This is a genomic window from Pantoea sp. Sc1, assembly GCF_000255315.1.
GTDB lineage: Bacteria > Pseudomonadota > Gammaproteobacteria > Enterobacterales > Enterobacteriaceae > Pantoea > Pantoea anthophila.
Map to the genome: position 1 here is coordinate 3,406,616 of NZ_AJFP01000001.1, position 13,828 is coordinate 3,420,443.

A 13,828-nucleotide genomic window follows, 5' to 3' on the forward strand; every position below is an offset into this window, starting at 1 on the left:
AAAGCGTCCCGCGCCATGGACGGCGCGGGCCGGGCGGCCAGGGACTGGGTTGAGCGACTTTCCGATCTGCCCGTGTTCCCTTCGCAGGCGCGATCTCACCGCTGATATGGCCAGAATATAAAAAAAAACGGCTCCCGCAGGAGCCGCTTTTCACACTACTTTGTCTTACATCGCCTTAATCTGCGCGTGCATCTCCTGAACGGAGATGACCTGCTCCGTCGGGTCAGCATTCAGCGCCATCGCAGTGGCGAAACCGCCATTCAGCGTGGTGTCATAGTGCACTTTATACTGCAGAGCACTGCGGCGAATCAGCTTCGAATCTTCAATCGCCTGACGTCCTGCCGTGGTATTGACGATATAGCTATATTCGCCATTCTTCAGACGGTCCTGAATGTGCGGACGACCTTCATGCACCTTGTTCACCAGGCGTGGGTTAATTCCCGCCTCGCCCAGCACAACCGCCGTGCCGTGTGTCGCATCCAGCTCGAAACCAAACTTCTGCAGCTTGGCAGCCAGGTCGACGATACGTTTCTTGTCGCCTTCACGTACCGACAGCAGTGCACGGCCTGACTTCTTCATGTTGCTCTGTGCGCCCAGCATCGCTTTAGAGAAGGCCTCAGCAAAGGTGCGGCCCACGCCCATGACTTCACCGGTCGAACGCATTTCCGGTCCAAGAATCGGGTCAACGCCCTGGAACTTGTTGAACGGCAGTACGACCTCTTTCACGGAGTAGTAAGGCGGAATCACCTCTTCGGTAACGCCCTGCTCTGCCAGCGTTTTGCCTGCCATCACGCGTGCGGCCACTTTCGCCAGCGGCACACCGGTCGCTTTCGAGACGAACGGCACGGTACGCGCGGCGCGCGGGTTAACTTCGATCAGGTAGACTTCGTTGTCTTTGACCGCGAACTGGACGTTCATCAGGCCGCGGACGTTCAGTTCGAACGCCAGCTTCTCAACCTGCTGACGCATCACATTCTGAATCTCCTGATTCAGAGTGTAGGCCGGCAGTGAACAGGCGGAGTCACCGGAGTGAACGCCAGCCTGCTCGATATGTTCCATGATGCCGCCAATCAGCACCCGCTCACCGTCGCAGATCGCATCCACATCCACTTCGACCGCATCATCCAGGAAGCGATCCAGCAGCACCGGCGCATCGTTAGAGACGGAGACCGCTGTCTGGAAGTAGCGCTTGAGGTCGGTTTCGTCGTAGACGATCTCCATGGCACGGCCGCCCAGTACATAAGAAGGACGCACCACCAGCGGATAGCCCAGGCCAGCGGCTTTCTCAACGGCCTGCTCCAGCGTTGCGACCGTGGCATTGGCTGGCTGTTTCAGGCTCAGACGATCGACAGCCTGCTGGAAACGTTCACGGTCTTCAGCACGGTCAATAGAGTCCGGGCTGGTGCCGATAACCGGCACACCTGCCGCTTCCAGCGCACGCGCCAGCTTCAGCGGGGTCTGACCGCCATACTGCACGATTACGCCTTTAGGCTGCTCGATACGGACGATTTCCAGCACATCTTCCAGCGTTACCGGCTCAAAGTAGAGACGGTCGGAGGTGTCATAATCGGTCGACACAGTTTCCGGGTTACAGTTGACCATAATGGTCTGGTAACCATCTTCACGCAGCGCCAGCGCGGCGTGAACACAGCAGTAGTCGAACTCAATACCCTGACCGATACGGTTTGGCCCACCGCCCAGAATCATGATCTTATCGCGATCCGTCGCCGGGTTGGCTTCGCACTCCTCTTCATAGGTGGAGTACATGTAAGCGGTATCGGTGGCGAACTCGGCGGCGCAGGTATCCACACGCTTATAGACCGGGTGCAGGTTAAACTGCTGACGCAGCTTGCGAATTTCGCTCTCAGCCACGCCAGCCAGCGCAGCCAGCCGGGCGTCGGCAAAGCCTTTACGCTTCAGCGCACGCAGGAAGGTCGCATCCAGGCTGTTTACCCCTTCACGAGCCACCTGGTCTTCCAGCCGGATCAGCTCTTCAATCTGCACCAGGAACCAGCGGTCAATGTTGGTGAGATTGAAGACGCCATCGACCGACATCCCGGCGCGGAACGCGTCAGCGATATACCAGATACGGTCTGAACCGGCATCTTTCAGCTCGCGGCGGATGCGGGTCAGGGCTTCCGGGTCGTCCAGATGCACTTTCGGATCGAAGCCGTGCGCGCCCACTTCCAGGCCGCGCAGCGCTTTCTGTACGGACTCCTGGAATGTGCGGCCAATCGCCATCACCTCACCGACCGATTTCATCTGGGTGGTCAGGCGGTCGTTGGCACCGGCAAATTTTTCGAAGTTGAAGCGTGGAATTTTGGTGACCACGTAGTCAATCGACGGCTCAAATGAGGCGGGCGTTAAACCACCGGTGATGTCATTCATCAGCTCATCGAGAGTAAAGCCGACCGCCAGCTTGGCCGCAACTTTCGCAATCGGGAAGCCGGTCGCTTTTGAAGCCAGCGCAGAGGAGCGAGAGACGCGCGGGTTCATCTCGATAACAATCAGGCGACCATCTTTCGGGTTCACCGAGAACTGGACGTTAGAGCCACCGGTTTCCACACCGATTTCACGCAGGACCGCCAGCGAGGCGTTACGCATGATCTGATACTCTTTATCCGTCAGCGTCTGAGCGGGGGCGACCGTGATGGAGTCACCGGTGTGAATCCCCATCGCATCGAAGTTTTCAATCGAGCAGACGATGATGCAGTTGTCGTTTTTATCGCGAACCACTTCCATCTCATACTCTTTCCAGCCAATCAGCGACTCATCAATCAGCAGCTCATTGGTTGGTGAAAGGTCGAGGCCCCGTTCACAAATCTCTTCAAACTCTTCGCGGTTATAGGCGATGCCGCCACCGGTGCCGCCCATGGTAAAGGAGGGACGGATGATGCAGGGGAAACCGACATCTTCCGCCACGGCCAGCGCTTCTTCCATGGTGTGTGCGATACCGGAACGGGCGGTGTCCAGCCCGATGCTTTTCATCGCGACGTCAAAGCGACGACGATCTTCTGCTTTATCAATGGCATCTGCAGTCGCACCAATCATGGTCACGCCAAACTCTTCCAGCACGCCCTGACGCTCAAGCTCCAGTGCGCAGTTCAGCGCAGTCTGGCCGCCCATGGTCGGCAGTACGGCATCCGGACGCTCTTTTTCAATGATTTTGCGCACCACTTCCCAGTGAATGGGCTCGATATAGGTGGCATCGGCCATCTCAGGGTCGGTCATGATGGTCGCCGGGTTGGAGTTCACCAGGATGACCCGGTAACCCTCTTCACGCAGCGCTTTACACGCCTGTGCACCGGAATAGTCAAATTCACAGGCCTGACCGATCACAATCGGACCGGCACCAAGAATCAGGATTGATTTTATGTCTGTACGTTTTGGCATGAATTAGCTCCTGATTACTTCGCTTGCAGACGGAAGGCGTCAATCAATTCAATAAAGTGGTCAAACAGCGGCGCAGCATCACCCGGTCCCGGGCTGGCTTCCGGGTGTCCCTGGAAGCTGAAGGCTGGCTTGTCAGTGCGGTGAATGCCCTGCACCGTTTTATCGAACAGCGAAATGTGGGTGACACGCAGGTTCGCGGGCAGATCGTTCTCATCGACGGCAAAACCGTGGTTCTGGGCGGTGATCATCACACGATTATTGTCGAGATCCTTCACCGGATGGTTGCCGCCGTGGTGGCCAAGCTTCATCTTCACGGTCCGGGCTCCGCTGGCCAGCGCCAGCAGCTGATGACCCAGGCAGATACCGAACACCGGAATCTCGGTTTTCAGGAAGGCCTGAATCGCGCTGATGGCGTAGTCACATGGCTCCGGGTCACCCGGGCCGTTGGAGAGGAAAATGCCATCCGGATTCATTTTCAGCACCTCTTCCGCCGGTGTCTGAGCCGGTACAACGGTCAGACGGCAGCCGCGGTCAACCAGCATACGCAGAATGTTGCGCTTGGCACCGTAATCGTAAGCCACGACATGATAAGGCAGGGCTTCCGCTGAGGATTGTTCCGGCAGACCACTGCCCAGCGTCCAGCTGCCCTGCTGCCAGCTATAGGTTTCCGTCGTGCAGACCTCTTTCGCCAGATCCATCCCTTTCAGCCCGGGGAACGCCTGGGCTTTCTGCAGCGCCAGCGCGGCATCCGGATTATCACCGGCGATAATGCAGCCATTCTGAGCGCCTTTCTCACGCAGCAGACGCGTCAGCTTGCGGGTATCGATATCGGCAATGGCCACAATGTTGTTGCGCTGCAGGTAAGCGGAGAGTCCCTCTTCGCTTCGGAAGTTGCTGGCAATCAACGGCAGATCACGGATGACCAGGCCCTGAGCATGAATCTGGCTTGATTCTTCATCAGCGGCGTTGGCACCGACATTACCGATATGGGGATAAGTGAGAGTAACGATTTGGCGGGAATAGGAAGGATCAGTGAGGATTTCTTGATAACCGGTCATTGAGGTGTTGAAAACGACTTCCCCCACTGCCGACCCCGTTGCCCCGATGGCCCGACCGTGGAATTGGGTTCCGTCTTCCAGAACCAGGATTGCTGACTTAATCAAAACATCCTCCAGGGAATAAACAGTCATAATATCTGCATATTAATTCAAAATAGCCGCCTGAATCAATGCAAAAACCGCCTGAATTGTCGATTTTTGGCAAATTGCGCGCATTCTAATGATCACCCTGGGGCTTGTCTACCCTGAGGCCCGTTTTTTTCATCTTTATCTGACTTATGAGGTCAGAAACGGGCTTAAGCGGTAAAAACAGGAGAAAACCCGGCCGAATAATCGTTTGCCAGGCAGTAAAAATAAGAACGCGAGGCTGTCAGGCTGATTTTTTTGACCAAATGGTCAAAAATGGCATCTTAACGGAGATAAAACGCGGGAAAAGTGATAAAAACAGATGGCTTAATCTGTTTTGACATCATAGCGAGGATTTAAGACAAAATTAAGGGCAATAAAAATATTGCCCCTTTTCAATCAATTGGTTAACGATTGAAATAACCACATCACGATGGTTCACAACACGCACAACATCACAGATCCAGCACATCCCGCATATCAAACAGGCCTGCTTTTTTCTCTTTCAGCCACAACGCCGACTTAACCGCACCTTTTGCGAAGGTCATACGGCTTGAGGCCTTGTGGGTTATCTCAACCCGTTCGCCGATATCCGCAAACATTGCCGTATGCTCACCGACGATGTCCCCGGCGCGGACCGTGGCAAAACCGATTGTCTGAGGCTGACGTTCGCCGGTGTGTCCTTCACGCGTATAGACCGCGTGCTCATCCAGTTTCCACTGCATCGCATCGGCAATCGCTTCACCCATCGCCAGTGCGGTGCCCGATGGCGCATCCACTTTGTGGCGATGGTGCGCTTCAGTAATCTCAATATCCGCATACTCCCCCATTACGCTGGCGGCTTTCTCCAGCAGCTTCAGCACCAGGTTGACGCCCACACTGAAGTTTGCGGCGAACACAATGGCGATATCTTCTGAGGCGGCGCGAATAGCTGCTTTGCCTGCGTCATCGAACCCTGTGGTGCCGATCACCATCGCTTTGCCGTGCTCACGGCAGATCGCCATATACTCCAGCGTGCCTTCCGGACGGGTAAAGTCGATCAGCACATCAAAGTCATCAATCACTGCACGTAAATCGTCAGCAATCAGGATGCCGTTTCTGCCGATGCCCGCTAACTCTCCGGCGTCGCTGCCGGTCAGCGATGAACCCGGACGGGCGAGCGCAGCACCCAGCTCCACGCCTTCAGCCTGCTGTGTCGCCTCAATCAGATTACGGCCCATACGGCCCGGCGCGCCCACAACGGCAATGCGGATATTCTTCATATTTATTCATTCCTAAAACAAAACTATGCATCCAAAGCGTCATCAGGTTAACGACGAGTTAACAGTCACGCCACTATTAATCAGGGATAATAAGAATTTTATGCCAGCCGCCTGCGATTATCAGTAAAAGCAATCGCCATGGCAAAAGGTGGGCTTTTCATCGGCCGCTAAAAACAAAAAAGGCCGAACGGAGTCGGCCTTTTTATCAGGATTAACGTGTGGTTACTGCACGTTGCGCACCTCGACGCGCAGCTCTTTTGGCACTTCAAAGACGATGTTCTCTTCACGGCCAATCAGCTCGATCGCGGCTTCGCCGCCCAGCTCACGCAGTCGCTGAATCACCTGCTGCACCAGAATATCGGGCGCTGAGGCACCGGCGGTGACACCGATACAGGCCACGCCTTTGACCCACTCTTCCTGAATATCATCAGCAGAGTCGATCAGCTTCGCCAGCTTACCGGCGCGCTGCGCCAGTTCAGCCAGACGGTTCGAGTTGGAGGAGTTCTTCGACCCCACCACCAGCACCACCTCGGCATCTTTCGCCAGGGTGCGAACCGCTTCCTGCCGGTTGGTCGTGGCATAGCAGATATCATCTTTACGCGGCCCGATAATCGCCGGGAAGCGCTGACGCAGAGCATCGATGATGTCTGACGTATCATCCACTGACAGCGTGGTCTGCGTCATGAAGCTCAGGTTGTTTTCATCCTTTACCGTCAGCCGGAAAACATCTTCCGGTGACTCGACCAGATACATCCCGCCATCGGGGTTGTTGTACTGCCCCATGGTGCCTTCCACTTCCGGATGACCCGCATGACCGATCAGTATTGCCTCAACGCCTTTACGGCTGGCGCGTGCCACTTCCATATGCACTTTTGTCACCAGCGGACAGGTTGCATCAAACAGCATGGTCAGATTGCGCGCTTTGGCTTCTGTACGCACCGCCTGCGAAACACCATGCGCAGAGAAGATCAGAATCGCGTTATCCGGCACTTCACTGATCTCTTCGATGAAGATCGCCCCGCGCTCACGCAGGCTGTTGACCACGTAACGGTTATGCACCACTTCGTGACGCACGTAGATGGGCGCGCCATACATCTCCAGCGCGCGCTCAACGATACTGATGGCGCGATCAACGCCGGCGCAGAAACCGCGCGGATTAGCTAACAGGATTTGCATCGTTCGCCTCCAGTGCCGGATCGATCTCCAGCACCTCTACATCAAACTGAATACGATGACCTGCCAGCGGATGGTTAAAATCTACGGTGATCGAATCACCGGAGACTTCACGGATCACGCCTGGCATTTCACTGCCGCCCATGCCGCTGAACAGCATGATGGCCCCCACTTCCGGTTCACCGGCATCGATAAAGTCACGACGCGAGAAATACTGGATCAGGTCAGGGCTGACGCCACCAAATGCCTCTTCCGGCGCCAGAGTGAACTGTTTAGTTTCACCCGCTTTCAGCCCCAGCAGTGCCTCCTCCAGTGCCGCAGAGAGGCTGCCATCACCGAGACGGAACAGCGCAGGCTTACCGTTTGCACGGGTCGATTCCGCCGTCGAGCCATCTTCCAGCTTCAGCGTAAAATGCACCAACACCGCGCTGTCGCGCTGTACGGACTCAGTCATCACTTACCCTTTCTGTTTAGCCTGTTTGCCGTTCGGGCTGAAAAAGCCCTCCAGCACCACCAATGCGGCACCAATACAGATGCCGCAGTCAGCGATATTAAATGTAGCGAAGTGCCAGTTACCGACATAAAAATCGATAAAATCGACCACAAAGCCATGCCAGGAGCGATCAAATAAATTGCCTATCGCACCGCCGATAATCAGGGCATACGCGATGTTTGAAATCTTCTGGCTGGCCTGATTGCGATACATCATCAGCACCAGTGAAACCACGATCGCCAGCGCAATACCGGCAAAGAACCAGCGCTGCCAGCCGCCTTTGTCCGCCAGGAAACTGAACGCCGCGCCGTAGTTGTGCGCATAGAACAGGTTCAGATAGGGCATCAGCGGCTGCGTTTCATGCAGCATCATATTGTTCATCACCCACTGTTTACTGGCGAAGTCGACAACGATGACCACCAGCACCAGCCACAGCCAGCGCAATCCGGTTGAGAGAATAGGTTTACGCATCAGGCAAATTCACGCTGTTCACCGTCACCGGCTACGTTAGTGTAACAACGACCACAGACCGCAGCGTGCTCCGGATTCTGGCCGACGTCGGTAGTGTAATGCCAGCAGCGCTGACATTTCTCGCCTTCCGCCTTGTGCAGCGCAATTTTCAGACCTTTCAGCAGTTCGCTCTGCTGCGCTTCATCGTTTGCCAGCGCATAATCGGCCACCTGGGCACCTGAGGTCAGCAGCACAAAGCGCAGCTCGTTGCCCAGCGCCTGCAGCTTAGCGGCCAGCTCCGCATCGGCATAGAGCGTCACGGTGGCTTCCAGTGCGCCACCGATACGTTTGTCGGCACGCGCCTGCTCGATGACCTTGTTAACTTCGCCACGCACTTTCAGCAGCTCAGCCCAGTAGGCATCGTTCAGGGCTTCATCTTCCGCCAGGCCAAACAGACCCTGATACCACTCTTCGGTGAAGACATACTGCGCGCGTTCGCCAGGCAGATAGCCCCAGATCTCATCCGCGGTAAAGGACATGATCGGCGCCATCCAGCGCACCAGCGCTTCAACGATGTGCCACAGCGCGGTCTGACAGCTACGACGCGCCAGGCTGTCGCCCTTCGCGGTGTACTGGCGATCTTTGATGATGTCGAGATAGAAGCTGCCCATCTCAACAGAACAGAACTGCATCAGACGCTGGATCACTTCATGGAAATCGTAGTTCTCATAAGAGGCGACGATATCGGCCTGCGCCGCCTGCGCACGTCCCACGGCCCAGCGATCCACCACGACCATCTCTTCCGGTTTCACCAGGTCGGTGGCCGGATTGAAGCCGTTAAGGTTCGCCAGCAGGAAGCGGGCGGTGTTACGGATACGGCGATAGGCATCGGCGGAACGCTTCAGGATCTCATCGGAGACCGCCATTTCACCCGAATAGTCGGTTGATGCCACCCACAGGCGCAGAATGTCAGCACCCAGCTTGTTCATCACATCCTGCGGCGACACGGTGTTGCCGATCGATTTCGACATTTTGCGGCCCTGACCATCCACGGTGAAACCGTGTGTCAGTACCTGACGATAAGGCGCTTTGCCTTTCATCGCGGTGCCGATCATCAGCGAGGACATAAACCAGCCGCGATGCTGATCGGACCCTTCCAGATAGAGGTCCGGCGCCTGTCCTTCGAATTCCGGACGGGCATCCACGACGGAATAGCTGGTTGACCCGGAGTCGAACCAGACATCCAGGGTATCCGGAACCTTGACGTAATGATCGGCGTCATCGCCCATCAGCTCGCGCGGATCGAGATCCCACCAGGCCTGAATGCCATCCTGCTCAACACGCTGTGCCACTTTCTCCATCAGTGCCAGGGTATCCGGGTGCAGCTCTTCGCTCTCTTTATGAACGAACAGCGCCATCGGCACGCCCCAGGTACGCTGACGAGAGATACACCAGTCAGGACGGTTCGCCACCATCGATTCAATACGCGCCTGACCCCAGTCCGGGATCCACTGCACGCCTTTGATCTCTTTCAGCGACTGCGCACGCAGGCCTTTCTGATCCATGCTGATGAACCACTGTGGCGTGGCACGGAAGATGATAGGCGTTTTGTGACGCCAGCAGTGCGGATAGCTGTGCAGCAGTTTTTCAACGTGCAGCAGCGCCTGCTTCTCTTTCAGCAGCTCAACGATCATATCGTTGGCTTTAAAGACGTTAACCCCATCCAGCGTCGGATAAGTGCCTGGCAGATACGCGCCATCTGGCCCGACCGGGTTAGCGGTTTCGATGCCATACTTCTGGCCGATCACATAGTCATCCGGGCCATGGCCGGGTGCCGTATGGACCGCACCGGTACCGGCATCCAGCGTGACGTGTTCACCCAGCACCACTTTCGACTGAATCTGCTCAAGGAACGGATGCTGGAACAGCTGCAGCTCCAGCGCGGCACCTTTGCATTCGCCCAGCACCTGCCATTCGCTGACACCGGCACGCTTCATGACGCTTTCCACCAGCTCTTTTGCCAGGATCAGGGCACGGCCCTCGATCTGGATCAGCTGATAGTCAAATTCCGGGTGCAGGGAGATAGCGCGGTTAGCGGGCAGCGTCCACGGAGTGGTGGTCCAGATAACCAGTGAAATCGGGCCGTTAACCGCGGTGACGCCGAACGCCTGACGCACAGCGTCGGCATCGACGGCGTTGAACATCACATCAATCGACGGTGAAGTCTTGTCGTAATATTCCACTTCCGCTTCGGCCAGGGCAGAACGGCAATCCAGGCACCAGTGCACCGGCTTCGCGCCCTTGTGCAGGTGACCGTTGCCGATGATTTTACCCAGCGCACGGATGATGTTGGCTTCCGTGTTGAAGTCCATGGTCAGGTAAGGACGATCCCAGTCGCCCAGTACGCCCAGACGGATAAAGTCCGCTTTCTGGCCTTCAACCTGTTCTGCCGCATATTTGCGGCACGCTTCGCGGAATTCAGCCGCCGTGACTTTCTCGCCCGGCTTGCCGATCATCTGCTCAACTTTATGCTCGATAGGCAGACCGTGACAGTCCCAGCCCGGCACATAGGGCGCGTCATAACCCGCCATGCCTTTCGACTTAACGATAATGTCTTTCAGAATCTTGTTAACTGAGTGACCGATATGAATGCTGCCGTTCGCATAAGGAGGGCCATCATGCAGGATAAAGGTTTTTTCCCCTTTTTGGCTTCGCGGATAACGCCATACAGGTTGTCGGCATACCAGCGTTGCAACATTCCCGGTTCGCGTTTGGCCAGATCGCCACGCATCGGGAATCCCGTTTCCGGCAAATTCAGGGTAGATTTATAGTCACTCATCAGATTCTCGATTCCGTTTTTCGCTCAGGTTAAAGCAGCCCAAAGAACTGCCGGGCCGTTACCACATCATTCGCAATTTGTTCTTTCAACGCCTCCAGTGAGGCAAAGCGCTGCTCGTTTCGTATTTTCTGTTTCAGCACCACATCAATGTGACGACCATAAAGATTGATATTGATGTCGAGCAGGTGAACTTCAAGCTGCTGGCGTAAACCTTTTACCGTCGGACGGGTGCCGATGTTCGCCACGCCCGGCAGCGGCTCCGGCGTCAGCCCTTCCACTTCCACCGCATAGACCCCTTTCACCGGCGACACGCTGCGGCGCAAAGGCAGGTTGGCGGTTGGGAAGCCCAGCGTGCGTCCCAGTGCATCACCGTGCACGACGCGGCCGGAAATCGTGAAAGGATGGCCTAACAACGACTGCGCCAGCGCTAAATCATCGGCGGCCAGCGCCTGGCGCACGGCGGTGCTGCTGATGCGCTTTCCGCCCTCACAGAAGGTTTCGGTGCTGATAACCTCGAAGCCATACTCCACACCGGCTTTCTGCAATAACCGGAAATCCCCCTGGCGACCGGCGCCAAAGCGGAAATCATCGCCCACCGCAAGGTATCTGACGTCAAGCTTTTCAACCAGCAGGTCGCTGATAAAACGCTGGGCGGATAACGCCGCAAAGCGACGGTCAAACCGCACGCAGAGCACTTTATCGACGCCGGCTTCAGCCAGGTAGCGCAATTTTTCACGCAGGCGCGTCAGGCGAGCCGGGGCTTTATCGCCAGCAAACAGCTCCAGCGGCTGTGGTTCAAAGACCATGACCACCACCGGCAGATTACGTTTGCGTCCCTCTTCACACAGCCGGGCCATCAGTGCCTGATGCCCGCGGTGTACGCCATCGAAATTACCAATGGTCAGAACGCAGCCGCGATGCTGCTCGTTAAGATTATGAATACCGCGGATAAACTTCATGGCTGACCCAAACCGGTGGAAATCGGCGGATTATACCCTTGAAACCGGTTCAGGTTAACCCGTCAGCACGCCTTTCATGCTTAACGTGCTGCATTTCCTGTTACAGAAGCACGTGTTGAGAATTTTGTCGCGAAATACTGTATTCAGGAAGGCGAAGCTGGTAGAATCTTGCGCCATCAAATACGTAACCGAGTGCTGCTCATAGAGCGACGCTTATTTGCACAAATCCATTGACAAAATCAGGTTGGAAGGGCATAGTCCTCGGCCTTTGATTTGTCTCTATAGAACACATTTGGGAGTTGGACCTTGGCTAATATCAAATCAGCTAAGAAACGCGCCGTAACATCTGAGAAACGCCGTAAGCATAACGCTAGCCGCCGCTCTATGATGCGTACCTTCGTTAAGAAAGTATACGCGGCGATCGCTTCAGGCGACAAAGCTGCTGCGCAGAACGCATTCAATGAAATGCAACCAATCGTGGACCGTCAGGCTGCTAAAGGTCTGATCCACAAAAACAAAGCTGCACGTTATAAAGCAAACCTGACTGCACAGATCAACAAACTGGCTTAATCGCCTGTTGTTTATCGCTTTGTTGAAAGAACCGGCGCTTACGCCGGTTTTTTTTTCGCCTGTCATTTGCCGCACCGCCACTCCTCGTGAGGGTGATGCAACGCGAAAAAAGGAGGCTTTCGCCTCCCCTCTCTTAACGCAGCCTGACCCGTAACAGGCTATATCCCAATACGGCGGAGAGCAGAGAACCGGTCAGAATCCCCAGCTTAGAGAACGTCACCAGCTGCTCATGGGCGGCATCAAAGGCCAGTGAACTGATAAATATCGACATTGTGAAGCCGATACCGCACAGCACGCCGATCGCCATGATATCGCGGATGGTGGTGCCGCCAGGCAATACCGCCAGCCGCAATCTGACGGCCAGCCAGCAGAAGAGCGTAATGCCCAGGGGTTTGCCGATTAACAGGCCAAAGATGATGCCTGCCGGTTCCGGTGACAGGATATCGCCCAGCGTAATACCGGCGAGGGAAATACCGGCATTGGCAAAGGCAAACAGCGGCAGAATCAGCCAGTTCACCCACGGCATCAGGCCGTGCGCCAGATGCTCTGCTGGCGAGTGCCCCTCTCTCTTCTCCAGCGGCACAAAGAAGCCCACGATAACGCCTGCCAGCGTTGCATGAACACCCGACTTAAGGACGGCGGTCCAGAGCACAATGCCCACCAGAATGTAGATCGAGATTTTGCGGACGTTGAAGTAATTCAGCAGGGCCAGCACCACAATCGCCGCTGCCGCCACGCCCAGAGAGAGCATAGACAGGCCGCTGGTATAGAACAGGGCGATAATCACAATCGCCCCCAGGTCATCGATAATCGCCAGCGCCATCAGAAAAACTTTCAGCGCAGCGGGAACCCGGCTGCCGAGCAGGGCCAGCACCCCCAGTGCAAACGCGATATCCGTTGCCGTGGGAATCGCCCAGCCGTTGCGGGCAATCTCATCACCGTGGTTGAAAGCCAGAAAGATCAGGGCGGGCAGCGCCATGCCTCCCAGGGCTGCGATAACCGGAAAAATTGCCTTCTCCCGGCTTGCGAGTTCACCGACCCTCAGCTCACGCTTCACTTCCAGCCCAATCAGCAGGAAAAACAGCGCCATCAGCGCATCGTTTATCCATAACAGCAGATTTTTGCTGATATCCAGCGCACCAAAGCGGATCTGGACAGGCTCATTCAGTAACGCCTGATAGCCTTCGGCCGTCGCAGCGGTATTGGCGAGGATCATGGCCGCCACGGCCGCCAGGATTAATATCATGCCGTTACTGGCATCACTTTCAATGAAGCTCCTGAGGAGGTTTCTGAGTTTCCGAGGCTTATTCAACGTTTATCTTCCTGATCGGCGAGTGAAAGTGAATAAGTGTAACGACTCATATCGCCCGTTAACAGCAGCTTGTGCCCGGCGTTGTCGCTCGCATTGACCGGATCATCCGCAGGCCCGTCTACGCTGCGGGGCAGTCGGTGTGCAGCATCCCTGATCAGAGGCCAAAAAAAACGGAGCCCAGGGCTCCGTTTTA

At 55.9% G+C, this 13,828-nt stretch carries 9 protein-coding genes and 1 pseudogene; 1 reads left to right on the forward strand and 9 read right to left on the reverse strand.

The features are described from left to right. Positions 1-165: 165 nt before the first annotated feature. From carB to ribF, 8 genes and pseudogenes are all read right to left on the reverse strand, one after another. Positions 166-3,393, reverse strand: coding sequence for a carbamoyl-phosphate synthase large subunit (gene carB / locus S7A_RS15830; RefSeq protein WP_009092204.1), 3,228 nt, complete (start codon positions 3,391-3,393; stop codon positions 166-168). 14 nt (positions 3,394-3,407) lie between these two features. Continuing rightward, complete coding sequence (gene carA / locus S7A_RS15835; protein WP_009092206.1) at positions 3,408-4,556, reverse strand: glutamine-hydrolyzing carbamoyl-phosphate synthase small subunit; 1,149 nt, start codon at positions 4,554-4,556, stop codon at positions 3,408-3,410. Between the two features lie 476 nt (positions 4,557-5,032). Next, the gene (dapB, locus tag S7A_RS15840) at positions 5,033-5,839 is read right to left on the reverse strand and encodes a 4-hydroxy-tetrahydrodipicolinate reductase (RefSeq protein ID WP_009092207.1); all 807 of its coding nucleotides are present in this window, start codon (positions 5,837-5,839) and stop codon (positions 5,033-5,035) included. 222 nt (positions 5,840-6,061) lie between these two features. After that, positions 6,062-7,015, reverse strand: a complete 954-nt coding sequence (ispH, locus tag S7A_RS15845; RefSeq protein WP_009092209.1) for a 4-hydroxy-3-methylbut-2-enyl diphosphate reductase — start codon at positions 7,013-7,015, stop codon at positions 6,062-6,064. After that, a complete protein-coding gene (fkpB, locus tag S7A_RS15850; protein ID WP_009092210.1) occupies positions 6,996-7,466 on the reverse strand; it encodes an FKBP-type peptidyl-prolyl cis-trans isomerase in 471 nt (156 codons plus the stop codon). Before fkpB ends, ispH begins: the two co-directional genes overlap by 20 nt. 3 nt (positions 7,467-7,469) lie before the next feature. Continuing rightward, a complete protein-coding gene (gene lspA, locus S7A_RS15855) occupies positions 7,470-7,976 on the reverse strand; it encodes a signal peptidase II (RefSeq protein WP_009092212.1) in 507 nt (168 codons plus the stop codon). Next, positions 7,976-10,794 (reverse strand): annotated as a pseudogene (gene ileS / locus S7A_RS15860) (isoleucine--tRNA ligase). The gene lspA and the pseudogene ileS overlap by 1 nt, the downstream one beginning before the upstream one ends. A gap of 29 nt (positions 10,795-10,823) precedes the next feature. Then, positions 10,824-11,753, reverse strand: coding sequence for a bifunctional riboflavin kinase/FAD synthetase (ribF, locus tag S7A_RS15870; protein ID WP_009092217.1), 930 nt, complete (start codon positions 11,751-11,753; stop codon positions 10,824-10,826). A 306-nt stretch (positions 11,754-12,059) separates the two neighbouring features. On the opposite strand from ribF, the gene rpsT reads away from it, so the two are divergent. After that, a complete protein-coding gene (gene rpsT, locus S7A_RS15875) occupies positions 12,060-12,323 on the forward strand; it encodes a 30S ribosomal protein S20 (RefSeq protein WP_006117633.1) in 264 nt (87 codons plus the stop codon). 133 nt (positions 12,324-12,456) lie between these two features. On the opposite strand, the gene nhaA is transcribed toward rpsT, so the two are convergent. Next, a complete protein-coding gene (nhaA, locus tag S7A_RS15880; protein WP_033736405.1) occupies positions 12,457-13,635 on the reverse strand; it encodes a Na+/H+ antiporter NhaA in 1,179 nt (392 codons plus the stop codon). Positions 13,636-13,828 lie beyond the last annotated feature (193 nt).